This is a genomic window from Streptomyces sudanensis, from assembly GCF_023614315.1.
Lineage (GTDB): Bacteria > Actinomycetota > Actinomycetes > Streptomycetales > Streptomycetaceae > Streptomyces > Streptomyces sudanensis.
Genome location: NZ_CP095474.1, coordinates 1,441,883 through 1,459,296, shown reverse-complemented (window position 1 = coordinate 1,459,296; position 17,414 = coordinate 1,441,883). Strand labels below are relative to the sequence as shown.

Here is a 17,414-nt window from a genome sequence, read left to right as displayed (position 1 = left end):
GGCGCNCCTCCATGGACCGCCCGGCCCCGTTCGCCGGCGACGCGGCCGGGCGGTCCATGGAGGAGCGCCTCCACAACCAGGTCTGGGGCATGTTCGAGGACCTGGCCCGGACCACCGCCGCCTACCGCGGCGCCGTCGAGTTCGCCGAGTCGCGGATGCAGCAGGAGCTGGACGCCGTCCTGTCCGACCCGCGCAGCCGCCTCGGCACCGCGGGCGACACCGCCCGCGCCGAGGCCCGTGCCAGGTGCCGGGAGCTCACCGACCGGGCGCAGGAGGCACTCGACCGGGACCTCGCCCAGCTCACCGCGGAGTCCGAGGTCGTCGAGCCCGCGCTGCCGCCCGCCTTCGCCCGCTGGGACCATCCGGTGTGGCACGCCTACCGCGTCCCGGAGACGGCCCCCATGGCGCTGCGCCTGGGCGACCTCCACCTGCGGGAGCGCCCCGAGCTGCGCATCCCGATGCTGGTCGGACTGCCCCTGGCGCGCGGCCTGTGGGTGGACAGCGGCCGGCGCGGCTCCGAGCAGGCTCTGCTCGTGGACGAGGACCGGCTGCGCCGCCTCGCCCTCGACACGGCCGTCGCGCACACCGCGCGCCTCCTCGCCGTCCACCCGCCGGGCGAGCTCGCCGTCCACGTGATCGACCCGGCCGGTTCGGGCGCCGCCGCGCTCGCCCCCCTCACGGCCGCGGGCGTGCTGGCCGAGCCCCCCGCGACGGGGGCCGGGGGAGTGGCGGCGGTCCTGGAGCGGCTCACCCGGCGCGTGGACCTGGTGCAGATGGCCCTCCACGGCGGCGCCGGCACGGACGCCCTCCCGCCGGACCTGGACACGGCCGGGCAACTGCTCGTCGTCAACGACTTCCCGCACGGCTTCGACGACCGGGCCGTCACCCGGCTGCGGTACCTCGCCGACGAGGGCCCGGCCGTGGGCGTGCACCTGATGATGGTCGCCGACCGCGAGGACGCCGGCGCGTACGGACCGGTGCTGGACCCGCTGTGGCGTTCGCTGCTGCGGCTCACCCCGGTGCCGGACGACCACATCGCGGACCCGTGGGTGGGGCACGCCTGGACGTACGAGCCGCCGCGGGTACCGCAGGGGAGCGAGGTGCTGCACCGGGTCCTCGCGAGCGTCGCGGAGGCCCGCCGCGCCCGGAGCCACTGACCGGCCCGGTGAGGGGCCCCGCCGGCCGGAGCCCCCCGACCGGCTTCTTTACCTTCCCTTGGTTCTTGGCGTACGATTCCTTTACGCGGAGGGGAGTACTCCCACACAGCGGCGTGCCCGTCAGTACGGACCGGCCGGACAGAGGTCCGGTCCCGGGGCGCCGGCCCCGCGCCGTCCGGTCCAGGGCGGCGCCCGGGTGGAGGAGACCTCCGGCAGCGGCGACGCTGGTCAGTAGCCGTACGATGCCGGAGGCACAGTGGACGTTTCGACGACCTTGTGGGTGGTGACCGTTCTCGGTCTCGTCACCCTGATCGGGATCGACTTCCTCATCGGGCGCAAGCCCCATGACGTGTCGGTCAAGGAGGCCGGGATCTGGACGGGGGTCTGGATCGCCCTGGCCGTTCTGTTCGGCCTGGGCCTGTACGTCTTCGGCGACGGCAGGGCCTCCGGGGAGTTCTTCGCCGGTTTCATCACGGAGAAGTCGCTGAGCGTCGACAACCTCTTCGTCTTCGTCCTGATCATGGCGAAGTTCGCCGTGCCGTCCCACCTCCAGCAGCGGGTGCTGCTGGTCGGAGTGCTCATCGCGCTCGTCCTGCGGGCGGTGTTCATCGCCGCGGGCGCCGCGATCATCGCGAGCTTCTCGTGGGTCTTCTACATCTTCGGCGCGTTCCTGATCTACACGGCCTGGAAGCTGATCAAGGAGGCCTCGTCCGACGAGCTCGACGAGGAGTACGAGGAGAACCGCCTCCTCCGGGCGGTCGAGCAGCGCTTCGGCGTCGCCGACCGCTACCACGGCACCAAGCTGTTCCTCCGGGTGCACGGCAAGCGGGTGATGACGCCGCTGATGGTGGTCATGCTCGCCATCGGCACCACGGACGTGCTGTTCGCGCTGGACTCGATCCCCGCGATCTTCGGCCTGACCCAGGACCCGTACATCGTGTTCACCGCCAACGCCTTCGCCCTGATGGGCCTGCGGCAGCTGTACTTCCTCATCGGCGGCCTGCTGGAGAAGCTGGTCCACCTCAGCTACGGCCTGTCGGTCATCCTCGGCTTCATCGGCGTGAAGCTCGTGCTGCACGCCCTGCACGAGTCGGGGGTGCACGTCCCCGAGATTTCCATCCCGTTCTCGCTGGCCGTCATCTGCGGCGTCCTCGTCATCACCACGATCACCAGCCTCGTCGCCTCCCGCCGGCAGGCCGCCGAGGAGGGAAGCGGGTCCTCGAAGGCCTGACGCCACCGGCCGCGGGCAGCGCGCCGGCCGGGTCCTCCCCCNGNNGGCGCCTCCGCCGGCGGGGACCTCCGAGCCGGCGCGTCGGCCGCTCCGCCGGACCGCGCGGGTGTGAGACCGGGGGGCGGGCCGTGTACGGNCCNGGCCGGGCCGCGCGGCCCGCGGGAGGGGCGCGGCGGACACCCGCAGACGGGTGCCGGGCGCGGTCACCAGCCCCGTGCGCGCCACTCCGGGATCTGCGGGCGCTCCTCGCCCAGCGTGGTGTCCCGGCCGTGCCCCGGATAGATCCACGTCTCGTCCGGCAGCACGTCGAACAGCTTGGTCTGCACGTCGTGCAGGAGGCTCGCGAACGCCTCCGGGTCCTTGTGGGTGTTCCCGACGCCGCCGGGGAAGAGGCAGTCGCCGGTGAAGACGTGCGGGTGGCCGTGGGGGTCGTCGTAGGCCAGCACGATCGAGCCGGGCGTGTGCCCGGTCATGCGGCGCGCCGTCAGCTCGACCCGGCCCACCCGGATCGTGTCGCCGTCCTCGACGAGGACGTCCGTCGGCACGTCGATCCCCTCGGCGTCGTACCGCCCCGCGTGGGTGCGGGCCCCGGTGGCCGCCACCACCTCGCGCAGCGCGTACCAGTGGTCGTGGTGGCGGTGGGTGGTGACGACGGCCGTGATGCCGTCGTCACCGATCAGTCGGAGCAGGGTCCGCGGCTCGTTCGCCGCGTCGATCAGCAGCTGCTCGCCGGTGGCCCGGCAGCGCAGCAGGTACGCGTTGTTGTCCATCGGCCCGACGGCGACCTTCGAGATGATCAGGTCCGTCAGTTCGTGCACGTCCGCGGGTCCGCCGACCTTCACCGCTCCGCTGTACGTCATGGGACCAGCCTATAGCGGGGGCAGCGCGGGCAGGGCGCCTCCGGAGGCCTCCAGCGCGGAGCCGTCGCGGCGGCCCGCGAGCCAGCCGAGCAGGTCGGCCGCGGAGCCCCGCACGGTGACCGGGCCGCCGGCCGCGCCGCCGCCGGTCGTCCACGTCCGGCCGTCCTCGGCGGCGACCGTGGTCGCGGGGACGTCCCGGTGACCGGCGAACCGTTCCGTCAGGAAGTCGATCTCCCGCTGGACGAACTCCCCGGGCAGGTCCTCCAGCTCGTAGCCGACGTTCAGGTCGACGTGGTGGAGCTCCACCTCGACGAGGCGGCGGAAGGGGATGCGGGCGGCCTGGTCGGTCACTCCGTTGCGGAGCTCCACGGTGCGGCCCCAGTCGGCCGGCGTGTCGCCCTCGGCCCGGAAGCGGTCGGCGCTGGCCCGCAGGTCGTCGAGGTGGGCGGCGAGCGGACGTGCGGCGCCGTGCTCGATGTCCGCCTCGCGGGCCTCGGCGCTGGTGTACATGGGCAGCCCGCGCAGGGCGTTCACCAGGGCGTCCGCGTTGCGGGCGAGGTGGGCCAGGACGTGCCCGCGGGTCCAGCCGGGGAGCCGGGAGGGCTCGGCGACCGCGGCGTCGTCGAGCGCGGAGGCGGCGGAGAGCAGCCGGTCGGTCGCCTCGCGTACGGAGGTCAGGTCGTGAACGTGATCGATCATGGGGCCGACAGTAGCGCCGCCACTCGTTCAGGTGAAGGTGAGGGAGTATGGACCGAAATCGAATGCACGTGCTATAGGCTCGACGGAGGCATTCTTGGAAGTCAGGCAGTCATCCCTCTGGCGGGCCCCCTTAGGCTGGGGCGGGTCGGAGACGGGGGCTGTATCCCCCGCTTCTCTCAAGAAAGGTGCGGACCCGGCGTGGCCGACCGTCTCATCGTCCGTGGCGCGCGCGAGCACAACCTGAAGAACGTCTCGCTCGACCTGCCACGCGACTCCCTCATCGTCTTCACCGGGCTCTCCGGGTCGGGCAAGTCGTCCCTCGCGTTCGACACGATCTTCGCCGAGGGCCAGCGCCGCTACGTCGAGTCGCTCTCCTCGTACGCCCGGCAGTTCCTGGGCCAGATGGACAAGCCGGACGTCGACTTCATCGAGGGGCTCTCCCCGGCGGTCTCCATCGACCAGAAGTCCACCTCGCGCAACCCGCGCTCCACGGTCGGGACGATCACCGAGGTCTACGACTACCTCCGGCTCCTCTTCGCCCGCATCGGCAAGCCGCACTGCCCCGAGTGCCGCCGGCCGATCTCCCGGCAGTCGCCGCAGGCGATCGTCGACAAGGTGCTGGAGCTGCCCGAGGGCAGCCGCTTCCAGGTCCTGTCCCCGCTGGTGCGCGAGCGCAAGGGCGAGTTCGTCGACCTCTTCGCCGACCTCCAGACCAAGGGCTTCAGCCGTGCCCGGGTGGACGGGCGGACGGTGCCGCTGACCGACCCGCCGCAGCTGAAGAAGCAGGAGAAGCACACGATCGAGGTGGTCGTCGACCGCCTGACGGTCAAGGAGAGCGCCAAGCGGCGGCTCACCGACTCCGTGGAGACCGCGCTCGGCCTCTCCGGCGGCATGGTGGTGCTCGACTTCGTCGACCTGCCCGAGGACGACCCCGAACGCGAGCGGATGTACTCGGAGCACCTGTACTGTCCGTACGACGACCTGTCCTTCGAGGAACTGGAGCCCCGCTCCTTCTCCTTCAACTCGCCCTTCGGCGCCTGCCCCGAGTGCACCGGCATCGGCACGCGCATGGAGGTCGACCCGGAGCTGGTCGTCCCCGACGAGGAGCGCTCCCTCGACGAGGGCGCCATCCACCCCTGGTCGCACGGCCACACCAAGGAGTACTTCGGCCGGCTGGTCGACGCGCTCGCCCAGGCGCTCGGCTTCCGCACCGACATCCCGTGGGCCGGCCTGCCCCAGCGCGCCAAGAAAGCCCTGCTGCACGGCCACAAGACCCAGGTCGAGGTGCGCTACCGCAACCGGTACGGCAGGGAGCGGGCCTACACCACCGCCTTCGAGGGCGTCCTGCCCTTCGTCAAGCGCCGCCACAGCGAGGCCGAGAGCGACTCCAGCCGCGAGCGCTTCGAGGGCTACATGCGCGAGGTGCCCTGTCCCACCTGCGAGGGGACGCGTCTGAAGCCGATCGTCCTCGCCGTGACGATCATGGACAAGTCCATCGCGGACGTCTCCGCCATGTCCATCAGCGAGTGCGCCGACTTCCTGGGCCGGCTCACGCTCGGCGCCCGCGACAAGAAGATCGCCGAGCGGGTGCTGAAGGAGGTCAACGAGCGGCTGAGGTTCCTGGTCGACGTGGGCCTCGACTACCTGTCGCTCAACCGCGCGGCCGGCACGCTCTCCGGCGGGGAGGCCCAGCGCATCCGGCTCGCCACCCAGATCGGCTCCGGCCTGGTGGGCGTGCTGTACGTGCTCGACGAGCCGTCCATCGGCCTCCACCAGCGCGACAACCACCGCCTGATCGAGACCCTCGTCCGGCTCCGCGACATGGGCAACACCCTCATCGTCGTCGAGCACGACGAGGACACCATCAAGGTCGCCGACTGGGTCGTGGACATCGGCCCCGGCGCCGGCGAGCACGGCGGGAAGGTCGTCCACTCCGGGCCGCTCAAGCAGCTCCTCGACAACGAGGAGTCGGTGACCGGGCAGTACCTGTCCGGCAGGAAGGCGATCCCCGTCCCGGACGCCCGCCGCCCCGTCGACCCCGCCCGGCGGCTGACCGTGCACGGCGCCCGGGAGAACAACCTCCGCGACATCGACGTGTCGTTCCCGCTGGGCGTGCTCACGGCGGTCACCGGCGTCTCCGGCTCCGGCAAGTCGACGCTGGTCAACGACATCCTCTACACCCACCTGGCGCGCGAGCTGAACGGCGCCCGGTCCGTGCCCGGACGGCACACCCGCGTGGACGGCGACGACCTCGTCGACAAGGTCGTGCACGTCGACCAGTCGCCGATCGGCCGCACCCCGCGGTCCAACCCGGCCACGTACACCGGGGTCTTCGACCACATCCGCAGGCTGTTCGCCGAGACGACGGAGGCCAAGGTCCGCGGTTACCTGCCCGGCCGGTTCTCCTTCAACGTCAAGGGCGGCCGCTGCGAGAACTGCTCCGGCGACGGCACCATCAAGATCGAGATGAACTTCCTCCCGGACGTGTACGTGCCCTGCGAGGTCTGCCACGGGGCGCGCTACAACCGGGAGACCCTGGACGTCCACTACAAGGGCAAGTCCATCGCCGAGGTGCTGGACATGCCCATCGAGGAGGCGCTGGACTTCTTCGAGGCCGTCCCCACGATCTCCCGCCACCTCAGGACCCTCAACGAGGTCGGGCTGGGGTACGTGCGGCTCGGGCAGTCCGCGCCGACCCTGTCGGGCGGCGAGGCGCAGCGCGTCAAGCTCGCCGGCGAGCTCCAGAAGCGATCCACCGGCCGCACGGTCTACGTCCTCGACGAGCCGACGACCGGTCTGCACTTCGAGGACATCGCGAAGCTGATCAAGGTCCTGTCGGACCTGGTCGACAAGGGCAACACGGTGATCGTGATCGAGCACAACCTCGACGTGATCAAGACGGCGGACTGGCTGGTCGACATGGGCCCCGAGGGCGGCAGCGGCGGTGGCCTCGTCGTCGCGGAGGGCACGCCGGAGGCGGTCGCGGGCGTGCCCGCGAGCCACACCGGCAAGTTCCTCCGCGACATCCTGGACCCGAGCCGGATCAGCGACGCCGCACCGGCGAAGGCGAAGGCGGGACGGCCCGCGCGCAGGACCGCCCCGGCCACCGCCCGCTGAGCCCGCCCCGGCCGTCCTCCGGCCGGGCTCCGCACCCTCGCCCGGGCGGAACCGGGGTCCCCGGTTCCGCCCGGGCGGGGGTGCTTCCGGCGCCGCCCGAGGGACGGGGCCCGTTCGCGTGTGTCCACGTTGTACGGACCTGCCGCCGGCGAGCCGCCCGGCACGGCGCCGGACCGGGCGGAACCCGGCCCCGGGGACGGCGGTCCGCGTCGGTATCGTCGGGTCCGTACCCGTCGTACCGACGTGTCCTCACCCCCGCACGACCTGGAGTGCCCATGTCCGGCCAGTCCGCCGCCCGCCGTACCGTGCTGAAGGGGGCCGCCCTCGCCGGCGCCGCCGGGCTGGGGGCCGCCGCCTGCTCCACCCAGTCCAAGCTGGGCCATGCCCGCACGCCCACCCCGACCGCGCCCGTCGACCTCGGCGCGGCAGCCGAGGTGCCCGTCGGCGGCGCCCGGCTCTACCGCGAGCAGCGCCTCCTCGTGCACTGCCCGGCCCGGGGCGAGTACCGGGTGTTCAGCGCCCAGTGCACCCACGCGGGCTGCCTCCTCGACCGGATCGAGGAGGGCGAGGGCAACTGCCCCTGCCACGGCAGCCGCTTCGACGTCACCACGGGCAAGGCCCTCAAGGGCCCCGCGACCGTCCCGCTGCCCGAGGTGCCCGTCACCGTCCGGGACGGCCGGCTCATCGCCGGCCCGCAGGACTGACCGCTTCGGCGCCGGCCTACTCCCAGTCCCAGCCGATCCCCAGGAGCCCCGGGCGCACCCCCGGCTCCACGAAGTGCACCGTGCGGTGCCGGCCGCTCGGCACCAGGTCCTCCCGCGTCCCGCGCGGCGCCCCCGCCGACGCCCGCGCGAACCGCCGGCACCGCACCGGAAGCGCCTCCTCGTGGAACCCCACCTGGAGGACGTACTGCCCGCCCGCGAAGCGGAACCCGCGCACGTACTCGGTGCTCGGCCCGCCCGTACCGTCCTCGAAGCCGTACCCGAACACATACGTGTCGCCCGCCCGCAGCGGCGCGTCGAACAGCAGCTCCGCGACGACCACCCCGGCCGCCCGGTGCCACCGCACCCGCCCGACACGGCAGTTGTCGCCCGCCCGCGCCACCACCCGCTCCGGCGCGCACCCCGGGTCCCCGCGGTGGACCGCCACATGGCGGTCCACGCCGTCGCGGTGCGCCCGCACCACGTGCAGGGAGTCCCGCCCCAGCAGCTCCCGCTCCGCGCCGATCCGCACCCGCTCGTGGTGCCCCACCGTGTGCAGTCCGCCGTCCGCGGGCAGCCCCAGGTCCGCGACGAGCCGCTCCACCACCCCCGGCGCCCCCGCCGGCGGCCGGTGCGCCCGGGCCGCCGGCCGCGCCGCGCCGCCCCGTACGCCGCCCGCCCGGCCGTCCGGTGCGCCGTCGAGCAGGCGGATCAGGGACTCCCGGGGCAGCCCCAGCAGCTCCTCCAGCGCCCGCACCGCCCTCAGCGACTCGGGCCGCTGGGGCCGCCGCGCGCCCTGCTGCCAGTAGCACAGGCTCGTCACCCCGACCGTGATGCCGCGGTGCGCCAGGTGGTGCCGGACCCGCTGCAGCGGCAGCCCCCGCGCCGTGAGCGCCGCGCGGAGCGCCAGGTGGAACGGGCCGGTGCGCAGGAGCTGCGCCAGACCGGCCGCGGCCTCGGTGTGTTCCACGAGGTCTCCTCGACGTTCGCGTGCGGCGGGGGCGACGTCGTTCCGGCGCGGGCGGGGCGGCGGACCGGGCACGCGGGGGCGTCCGCCCCTCGGCGCCCGCCGCCCGCACCACGACGTCATCCCGCATTGAAGCGCGTTGACCTGCCCGTGACAACGATGGGCGCCTCGGGCAAGCGCCCGGACCCGTCCCGCTCCCCGCCGCGCGGCCGGGTTGTCGGTACGCGCCAGTAGGGTGTGAGGTATGGCAGACCCCTCCAGCTACCGCCCCAAGCCGGGACAGATCCCCGACTCGCCGGGGGTCTACCGGTTCCGCGACGAGCACGGGCGCGTGATCTACGTCGGCAAGGCCAAGTCGCTGCGCCAGCGCCTCGCCAGCTACTTCCAGGACCTGGCGGGCCTGCACCCGCGCACGCGGACCATGGTGACCACGGCCGCGTCCGTGGAGTGGACGGTGGTCTCCACGGAGGTGGAGGCGCTGCAGCTGGAGTACTCCTGGATCAAGGAGTACGACCCCCGTTTCAACGTCAAGTACCGCGACGACAAGAGCTACCCCTACCTCGCCGTCACCCTCGGCGAGGAGTTCCCCCGCGTCCAGGTCACCCGCGGCCACAAGCAGAAGGGCGTGCGCTACTTCGGGCCGTACGCGCACGCGTGGGCCATCCGCGAGACCGTCGACCTGCTCCTGCGGGTCTTCCCCGTCCGCACGTGCACGTCCGGGGTGTTCCGGAACGCCGCCCGCACGGACCGCCCCTGCCTCCTCGGCTACATCGGCAAGTGCTCGGCGCCCTGCGTCGGCCGGGTCACCCCCGAGGAGCACCGCGAACTGGCCGAGCAGTTCTGCGACTTCATGGCCGGCCGGACCGGCACGTACCTCCGCCGCCTGGAGAAGGACATGGCGGAGGCGGCCGAGGAGATGGAGTACGAGCGGGCCGCCCGCCTCCGCGACGACATACAGGCCCTGCGCCGGGCCATGGAGAAGAACGCCGTCGTCCTCGCCGACGCCACCGACGCCGACCTGATCGCCGTCGCCGAGGACGAACTGGAGGCCGCCGTCCAGATCTTCCACGTCCGCGGCGGCCGGGTCCGCGGGCAGCGCGGCTGGGTCACCGACAAGGTCGAGGCCGTCGACACGGCCGGCCTGGTGGAGCACGCCCTCCAGCAGCTGTACGGCGAGGAGAGCGGCGACGCCGTGCCGAAGGAGGTCCTGGTCCCCGCCCTGCCCGAGGACCCCGACGCGGTCACGCAGTGGCTGAGCGGGCGCCGCGGCTCCCAGGTGTCCCTGCGCGTCCCGCGGCGCGGCGACAAGAAGGACCTGATGGAGACCGTCGGGCGCAACGCCCAGCAGGCCCTGGTCCTGCACCGGACCAAGCGCGCCGGCGACCTCACCACCCGCTCCCGCGCCCTGGAGGAGATCGCCGACGCACTCGGCCTGGACACCGCCCCGCTGCGCATCGAGTGCTTCGACGTCTCCCACCTCCAGGGCCAGGACGTCGTCGCGTCCATGGTCGTCTTCGAGGACGGGCTGCCCCGCAGGAGCGAGTACCGCCGCTTCGAGATCAAGGGCCGCGTCGGGGACACGCAGGTCTGGCACGGCCAGGGGCAGGACGACGTCCGCTCCATGCACGAGGTGATCAGCCGCCGCTTCCGGCGCTACCTCGCGGAGAAGGAGCGGACGGGGGAGTGGCTCGCCGAGGGCGGCGAGGTCCCCGCCGGCGCCGGGGACCCGGTCTCCGCCGAGGGGAGCGGCCGGCCGAGGAAGTTCGCCTACCCGCCCCAGCTCGTCGTCGTCGACGGCGGCCGGCCGCAGGTCGCCGCCGCCCGCCGGGCCCTGGACGAGCTGGGCATCGACGACGTCGCGGTGTGCGGCCTGGCCAAGCGGCTGGAGGAGGTCTGGCTGCCCGACGAGGACGACCCGGTCGTCCTGCCCCGTACCAGCGAGGGCCTGTACCTCCTCCAGCGGATCCGCGACACGGCCCACGACTTCGCCATCCGCTACCAGCGCGCCAAGCGCGGCAAGCGGCTGCGGACCAGCCCCCTGGACGACGTGCCGGGCCTCGGGGACGCGCGCAAACGGGTACTGATCAAGCACTTCGGTTCGGTGAAACGGCTCCGGCAGGCGACAATCGACCAGATCTGCGAGGTGCCCGGCTTCGGCCGCAAGACCGCCGAGGCCGTCGCCGCCGCCCTCGCCGGGGCCGCGCCGGCCGCTCCCGCCGTGAACACGGCCACGGGGGAGATCATGGAGGACGACGACGGGGAGACCACGTATGGACGGGCGGCCGGACATGAATGACCACACCGCGCACGACGACAGGGAAGGCGGAGCGGCGGACGTGAGTACGGGCACCGCGATCGAGGTGGGCGAGGCCGCCGAGGGGGTCACCCCCGAGTTGGTGATCATCTCCGGCATGTCCGGCGCCGGGCGCAGCACCGCCGCGAAGTGCCTGGAGGACCTCGGCTGGTTCGTCGTGGACAACCTGCCGCCCGCCCTGATCCCCACCATGGTCGAGCTCGGCGCCCGCTCCCAGGGCAACGTCGCCCGGATCGCCGTCGTCGTCGACGTCCGCGGACGCCAGTTCTTCGACAACCTGCGCGAGTCCCTCGCCGACCTCGACGCCAAGCAGGTCGTCCGGCGCATCGTCTTCCTGGAGTCCTCCGACGACGCGCTCGTGCGCCGCTTCGAGTCCGTGCGCCGCCCCCACCCCCTCCAGGGGGACGGCCGCATCGTCGACGGCATCGCCGCCGAGCGCGACCTGCTGCGCGAGCTGCGCGGCGACGCCGACCTGGTGATCGACACCTCCAGCCTCAACGTGCACGAGCTGCGCGCCAAGATGAACGCCCGGTTCGCCGGCGAGGAGGAGCCCGAACTGCGGGCCACCGTCATGTCGTTCGGCTACAAGTACGGCCTGCCCGTCGACGCCGACCTCGTCACCGACTGCCGCTTCCTGCCCAACCCGCACTGGGTGCCCGAGCTGCGCCCCTTCACCGGCCTGCACGAGGAGGTGTCCGGCTACGTCTTCGACCAGCCGGGCGCCAAGGAATTCCTCGACCGGTACACGGAGCTGCTCCAGCTCGTCGCCTCCGGCTACCGCCGCGAGGGGAAGCGCTACGTCACCATCGCCGTCGGCTGCACGGGCGGCAAGCACCGCTCCGTCGCCATGTCCGAGAAGCTCGCCGCCAGGCTCGCCTCGGAAGGGGTCGAGACCGTCGTCGTGCACCGGGACATGGGGCGCGAGTGAGGCGCCCGTACCGGCGGCGCGCGAGCACCCTGTCCGCGCGTGCGTTGCGCGGGCGCGGCGCGCAGCCGAAGGTCGTGGCGCTCGGCGGCGGCATGGGCCTGTCCGCGTCCCTCGCCGCCCTGCGCCGGATCACCGGCGACCTGACCGCGGTGGTCACCGTCGCCGACGACGGCGGGTCCAGCGGCCGGCTCCGCGAGGAGCTGGGCGTCCTGCCCCCCGGGGACCTGCGCAAGGCCCTCGCCGCCCTGTGCGGCGACGACGACTGGGGCCAGACCTGGGCGCGGGTCATCCAGCACCGCTTCCAGTCCAAGGGCGACCTGCACGAACACGCCGTCGGCAACCTGCTGATCGTCGCCCTGTGGGAGCAGCTCGGCGACCACGTGCAGGCACTCGACCTGGTCGGCAGGCTCCTCGGCGCCCACGGCCGGGTGCTGCCCATGTCCGCCGTGCCGCTGGAGCTCCAGGCGCTCGTCAGGGGGCACGACCCGGCCCGGCCGGACGAGGTGGACACCGTGCGCGGCCAGGCGACCGTGGCGCTCACGCCCGGCGAGGTCCAGTCGGTGCACCTGGTGCCGCACGACCCGCCGGCCGTCCCGGAGGCCGTCGCCGCCGTCCTGGACGCCGACTGGGTGGTCCTCGGCCCGGGCTCGTGGTTCTCCTCGGTGATCCCGCACCTGCTGGTGCCGGAGCTGCTGGACGCGCTCGTCGAGACGAAGGCCCGCAGGGTGCTGTCGCTGAACCTCGCGCCGCAGCCCGGGGAGACCGCCGGGTTCTCCCCGCAGCGTCATTTGGAGGTTTTGGCCCGACACGCACCTAAACTCGCCCTGGACGTGGTGCTGGCCGACGAGGCCGCCGTGCCCGACCGCGAGTCGCTGGCGGACGCCGCGAAGCGCTTCGGCGCGGCGGTCGAGCTGGCCCCGGTGGCCAGGAAGGACGGCCTTCCCAAGCACGACCCGGAGCTGCTGGCCGCCGCGTACGACCGTATTTTTCGGATGCATGGAAGGATCGGCCCATGGCGATGACGGCAGCGGTGAAGGACGAGATCTCCCGGCTCCCCGTCACCCGCACCTGCTGCAGAAAGGCGGAGGTCTCGTCGATCCTGCGGTTCGCCGGCGGCCTGCACCTGGTGAGCGGCCGGATCGTGATCGAGGCGGAGCTGGACACGGCGATGGCGGCGCGCCGCCTGAAGCGGGACATCGCGGAGATCTTCGGGCACGGCTCGGAGCTGATCGTGATGGCGCCGGGCGGGCTGCGGCGCGGTTCCCGCTTCGTGGTGCGCGTGGTGGCGGGCGGTGACCAGCTGGCCCGCCAGACGGGCCTCGTCGACGGCCGCGGCCGGCCGATCCGGGGCCTGCCCCCGCAGGTCGTCTCCGGTGCCACCTGCGACGCCGAGGCCGCCTGGCGGGGCGCCTTCCTGGCGCACGGCTCGCTGACCGAGCCGGGCCGCTCCTCCTCCCTGGAGGTCACCTGCCCGGGTCCGGAGGCCGCGCTCGCCCTGGTCGGCGCCGCCCGCCGGCTCTCCATCGCGGCCAAGGCCCGCGAGGTGCGGGGCGTGGACCGGGTCGTCGTCCGCGACGGCGACGCGATCGGCGCCCTGCTGACCCGGCTCGGCGCCCACGAGTCCGTACTGGCCTGGGAGGAGCGGCGGATGCGCCGCGAGGTCCGTGCCACGGCCAACCGGCTCGCCAACTTCGACGACGCCAACCTGCGCCGTTCGGCCCGCGCCGCCGTCGCCGCCGGCGCCCGGGTGCAGCGCGCCCTGGAGATCCTCGGCGAGGACGTCCCGGAGCACCTCGCGGCGGCCGGGCGGCTGCGCATGGAGCACAAGCAGGCGTCGCTGGAGGAGCTGGGCGCCCTCGCCGACCCGCCGCTCACCAAGGACGCCGTCGCCGGGCGCATCCGCCGCCTCCTCGCGATGGCCGACAAGCGCGCCCAGGACCTGGGCATTCCGGGCACGGAGTCGAACCTGACGGAGGAGATGGCCGACGGCCTCGTCGGCTGACCCCTCGCCCCGCGAACCCCGCCGCGCCGCCGTTTCCGCAGGCCCGGCGGGGTTTACCGTTGCCCGTACCGAGCAGGGGGATGACAAACGCATTAACCAACTGTATGTTGCAAGGTTTGGGTCGTTCCGGTGCGCTCAATGCCGCCGCGGAGCCCCGTGAGGGGTAGGGTCGAAAGCGGTCGGGGACATCCCAAACAGAGATCGCCGGGCGTTCGACTCCGGCGTACCTAACGAGGAGATCGGTTCGTGACGATCCGCGTAGGAATCAACGGCTTCGGCCGCATCGGTCGCAACTACTTCCGTGCCCTGCTGGAGCAGGGCGCAGACATCGAGATCGTGGCTGTCAACGACCTGGGTGACACCGCGACCACCGCCCACCTGCTGAAGTACGACACCGTCCTCGGACGCCTCAAGGCCGAGGTGACCCACACCGCCGACACGATCACCGTCGACGGCCACACCGTCAAGGTGCTCTCCGAGCGCGACCCCGCCGACATCCCCTGGGGCGGGCTGGGCGTCGACGTCGTCATCGAGTCGACCGGCATCTTCACCAAGAAGCCCGACGCCGAGAAGCACATCGCCGGCGGCGCGAAGAAGGTCCTCATCTCGGCCCCCGCCAAGGGCGAGGACATCACCATCGTCATGGGCGTCAACCAGGACAGGTACGACCCGGCCGCCCACCACGTCGTCTCCAACGCCTCCTGCACCACCAACTGCGTGGCCCCGATGGCCAAGGTCGTCGACGAGAACTTCGGCATCGTCAAGGGCATGATGACCACCGTCCACGCCTACACCAACGACCAGCGCATCCTGGACTTCCCGCACCGGGACCTCCGCCGCGCCCGCGCCGCCGCGCAGAACATCATCCCCACGTCCACCGGCGCCGCCAAGGCCACCGCGCTCGTCCTCCCGCAGCTCAAGGGCAAGCTGGACGGCATCGCCATGCGCGTCCCGGTCCCCACCGGCTCGGTCACCGACCTCGTCCTGGAACTCGAGCACGAGGCCACCAGGGACGAGATCAACACCGCCTTCCAGAAGGCCGCCGAGGGCCAGTTGAAGGGCATCCTGGAGTACACCGAGGACCCGATCGTCTCCTCCGACATCGTCAACTGGCCGGCCTCCTGCACCTTCGACTCGTCGCTGACGCTGGTGCAGGGCAAGCAGGCCAAGATCGTCGGCTGGTACGACAACGAATGGGGCTACTCACACCGTCTGGTGGACCTGACCGTCTTCGTCGGCGACCGGCTCTGATAAACAGCAGGGCGGGCACCTCGATGTGAGCACGGGGCCCGGGCGGCGCGGAGACGCGCTGTACGGGCCCCGTGGCTTGCCCGGCCACGAGTTCTCCAAGGAGCACCAACCGATGCAGACGATCCACACCCTTCTCGAGCGAGGGGTCGACGGCAAGCGGGTCTTCGTCCGCGCCGACCTCAACGTCCCGCTCGACGGCACCACCATCACCGACGACGGCCGCATCCGCGCCGTCCTGCCCACCGTCCGGGCCCTCGCCGAGGCGGGCGCCAAGGTCGTCGTGGCCTCCCACCTCGGCCGCCCCAAGGGCGCCCCGGACCCGGCCTTCTCGCTGCGCCCCGCCGCCGCGCGCCTCGCCGAACTCCTCGGCACCCCCGTCGCCTTCGCCGGCGACACCGTCGGAAGCGAGGCCCACGACACGGTCGCCGGCCTCGGCGCCGGGCAGGTCGCCGTCCTCGAGAACCTCCGCTTCAACGCGGGCGAGACGTCCAAGGACGACGCCGAGCGCGCCGAGTTCGCCGCCCGGCTCGCCGCGCTCGCCGACGTGTACGTGGGCGACGGCTTCGGCGCCGTGCACCGCCGGCACGCCTCCGTCTTCGACCTGCCGAAGCTGCTGCCCGCCTACGCCGGCCACCTCATCGCCACCGAGGTCGGCGTCCTGAGGAAGCTCACCGACGACGTCGCGCGGCCGTACGCGGTCGTCCTCGGCGGGTCGAAGGTCTCCGACAAGCTCGGCGTCATCGACCACCTGCTGGAGAAGGCCGACCGCATCCTCATCGGCGGCGGCATGGCCTACACCTTCCTCAAGGCCAGGGGCCACGAGGTCGGCGCCTCGCTGCTCCAGGAGGACCAGATCCCGGCCGTCCGGGAGTACCTGGAGCGCGCCGAGAAGCGCGGCGTGGAGTTCGTCCTCCCCGTCGACGTGCTGGTCTCCGCCGACTTCCCCGACCTCGCAGCCAAGGCCCCGACCCACCCCGCCACGGTCGCCGCGGACGCCATCCCCGCCGGGCAGAAGGGCCTCGACATCGGCCCGGAGACCTGCGAGCTGTACGCCTCGAAGCTCGCCGACGCCGCCACCGTCTTCTGGAACGGCCCGATGGGCGTCTTCGAGCACCCCGACTACGCCCAGGGCACCCGGGCCGTCGCCCAGGCGCTCGCCGACTCCCCGGCCTTCACGGTCGTCGGCGGCGGGGACTCCGCCGCCGCCGTCCGGACGCTCGGCTTCGACGAGAACGCGTTCGGCCACATCTCGACCGGCGGCGGCGCCAGCCTCGAGTACCTCGAGGGCAAGACGCTCCCCGGCCTCGCCGCACTGGAGGACTGACCACCGTGACCCACCGCACCCCGCTGATGGCGGGCAACTGGAAGATGAACCTCAACCACCTGGAGGCCATCGCCCACGTCCAGAAGCTCGCCTTCGCCCTCACCGACAAGGACCACGACGCCGTCGAGGTCGTCGTCCTGCCGCCCTTCACCGACCTGCGCTCGGTGCAGACCCTGGTCGACGGCGACAAGCTGAAGATCGGGTACGGCGCCCAGGACCTGTCGGCGCACGACTCCGGGGCGTACACCGGCGAGATCTCCGGCGCCATGCTCGCCAAGCTGAAGTGCGCCTACGTCACCGTGGGCCACTCCGAGCGCCGCCAGTACCACGGCGAGACCGACGCGGTCTGCAACGACAAGGTGAAGGCCGCGTTCCGGCACGGCCTGACCCCGATCCTCTGCGTCGGCGAGGGACTCGACGTCCGCAGGGCCGGCGACCAGGTCGCGCACACCCTCGCCCAGCTCGACGGCGCCCTCCGGGACGTCCCCGCCGAGCAGGCCGGGACGATCGTCGTCGCCTACGAGCCGGTGTGGGCCATCGGCACCGGCGAGGTCGCCACCCCCGAGGACGCCCAGGAGGTGTGCGGCGCGATCCGCGGCCGCCTCGCCGAGCTGTACTCCCGGGACGTGGCCGACGCGGTCCGCATCCAGTACGGCGGCTCCGTGAAGGCCGGCAACATCGCCGCGATCATGGCGCAGCCCGACGTCGACGGCGCCCTGGTCGGCGGTGCCTCGCTGGACCCGGAGGAGTTCGTGAGGATCGTCCGCTTCCGCGACCAGTGAGTAGGCGGTAGGGCCGAATCGTCGTACCCTTGCGGGGGCCCGGGGGCTCCGGGTGAGCCCGGGCCCCCGTCGTCCGTCCAG

13 protein-coding genes and 1 pseudogene are annotated in these 17,414 nt (G+C 72.9%); 11 read left to right on the top strand and 3 right to left on the bottom strand.

The window, feature by feature from the left end:
• Window positions 1-6: 6 nt before the first annotated feature.
• Window positions 7-1,157, top strand: a pseudogene (locus MW084_RS06690) (TerD family protein); the annotation flags it as partial.
• 256 nt (window positions 1,158-1,413) lie between these two features.
• Window positions 1,414-2,388 (top strand): TerC family protein, encoded by a 975-nt coding sequence (locus tag MW084_RS06685; protein ID WP_029553797.1) that lies wholly within the window; start codon window positions 1,414-1,416, stop codon window positions 2,386-2,388.
• 203 nt (window positions 2,389-2,591) lie between these two features.
• Here MW084_RS06685 and MW084_RS06680 read toward each other — a convergent pair whose 3' ends face one another.
• A complete protein-coding gene (locus tag MW084_RS06680; RefSeq protein WP_010474497.1) occupies window positions 2,592-3,248 on the bottom strand; it encodes an MBL fold metallo-hydrolase in 657 nt (218 codons plus the stop codon).
• A 9-nt stretch (window positions 3,249-3,257) separates the two neighbouring features.
• Entirely contained in the window at window positions 3,258-3,947 is a 690-nt protein-coding gene (locus MW084_RS06675) for a maleylpyruvate isomerase family mycothiol-dependent enzyme (protein ID WP_010474495.1), read from the bottom strand.
• A gap of 198 nt (window positions 3,948-4,145) precedes the next feature.
• Here MW084_RS06675 and uvrA point away from each other — a divergent pair, with 198 nt between their 5' ends.
• Complete coding sequence (gene uvrA / locus MW084_RS06670) at window positions 4,146-7,064, top strand: excinuclease ABC subunit UvrA (protein ID WP_010474493.1); 2,919 nt, start codon at window positions 4,146-4,148, stop codon at window positions 7,062-7,064.
• 275 nt (window positions 7,065-7,339) lie between these two features.
• Complete coding sequence (locus MW084_RS06665) at window positions 7,340-7,768, top strand: Rieske (2Fe-2S) protein (RefSeq protein ID WP_010474491.1); 429 nt, start codon at window positions 7,340-7,342, stop codon at window positions 7,766-7,768.
• 16 nt (window positions 7,769-7,784) lie between these two features.
• Here the strand turns inward: MW084_RS06665 and MW084_RS06660 are convergent, their stop codons facing one another.
• Entirely contained in the window at window positions 7,785-8,735 is a 951-nt protein-coding gene (locus MW084_RS06660) for a hypothetical protein (RefSeq protein ID WP_010474489.1), read from the bottom strand.
• A gap of 241 nt (window positions 8,736-8,976) precedes the next feature.
• Here MW084_RS06660 and uvrC point away from each other — a divergent pair, with 241 nt between their 5' ends.
• The 7 genes from uvrC (at window position 8,977) to tpiA (ending at window position 17,333) form a co-directional block, all read left to right on the top strand.
• Complete coding sequence (gene uvrC / locus MW084_RS06655; protein WP_255130265.1) at window positions 8,977-11,028, top strand: excinuclease ABC subunit UvrC; 2,052 nt, start codon at window positions 8,977-8,979, stop codon at window positions 11,026-11,028.
• Entirely contained in the window at window positions 11,021-11,974 is a 954-nt protein-coding gene (gene rapZ / locus MW084_RS06650; RefSeq protein WP_010472970.1) for an RNase adapter RapZ, read from the top strand. The genes uvrC and rapZ overlap by 8 nt, the downstream gene beginning before the upstream one ends.
• A complete protein-coding gene (locus tag MW084_RS06645) occupies window positions 11,971-12,996 on the top strand; it encodes a gluconeogenesis factor YvcK family protein (protein WP_010472973.1) in 1,026 nt (341 codons plus the stop codon). The genes rapZ and MW084_RS06645 overlap by 4 nt, the downstream gene beginning before the upstream one ends.
• Window positions 12,987-13,976, top strand: a complete 990-nt coding sequence (whiA, locus tag MW084_RS06640) for a DNA-binding protein WhiA (protein ID WP_010472975.1) — start codon at window positions 12,987-12,989, stop codon at window positions 13,974-13,976. Before MW084_RS06645 ends, whiA begins: the two co-directional genes overlap by 10 nt.
• Window positions 13,977-14,222: 246 nt before the next feature.
• Window positions 14,223-15,227, top strand: coding sequence for a type I glyceraldehyde-3-phosphate dehydrogenase (gene gap, locus MW084_RS06635; protein ID WP_010472977.1), 1,005 nt, complete (start codon window positions 14,223-14,225; stop codon window positions 15,225-15,227).
• A 112-nt stretch (window positions 15,228-15,339) separates the two neighbouring features.
• Window positions 15,340-16,551, top strand: coding sequence for a phosphoglycerate kinase (locus MW084_RS06630; protein WP_010472978.1), 1,212 nt, complete (start codon window positions 15,340-15,342; stop codon window positions 16,549-16,551).
• 5 nt (window positions 16,552-16,556) lie between these two features.
• A complete protein-coding gene (gene tpiA, locus MW084_RS06625) occupies window positions 16,557-17,333 on the top strand; it encodes a triose-phosphate isomerase (protein WP_010472979.1) in 777 nt (258 codons plus the stop codon).
• Window positions 17,334-17,414: the final 81 nt, after the last annotated feature.

Bases quoted from the DNA above. Each gene is read 5' to 3' on its own strand.
- uvrC (WP_255130265.1), top strand. From the start codon at position 8,977: ATGGCAGACCCCTCCAGCTACCGCCCCAAGCCGGGACAGATCCCCGAC.
- MW084_RS06675 (WP_010474495.1), bottom strand. From the start codon at position 3,947: ATGATCGATCACGTTCACGACCTGACCTCCGTACGCGAGGCGACCGAC.
- MW084_RS06665 (WP_010474491.1), top strand. From the start codon at position 7,340: ATGTCCGGCCAGTCCGCCGCCCGCCGTACCGTGCTGAAGGGGGCCGCC.
- whiA (WP_010472975.1), top strand. From the start codon at position 12,987: ATGGCGATGACGGCAGCGGTGAAGGACGAGATCTCCCGGCTCCCCGTC.
- rapZ (WP_010472970.1), top strand. From the start codon at position 11,021: ATGAATGACCACACCGCGCACGACGACAGGGAAGGCGGAGCGGCGGAC.
- MW084_RS06680 (WP_010474497.1), bottom strand. From the start codon at position 3,248: ATGACGTACAGCGGAGCGGTGAAGGTCGGCGGACCCGCGGACGTGCAC.
- MW084_RS06630 (WP_010472978.1), top strand. From the start codon at position 15,340: ATGCAGACGATCCACACCCTTCTCGAGCGAGGGGTCGACGGCAAGCGG.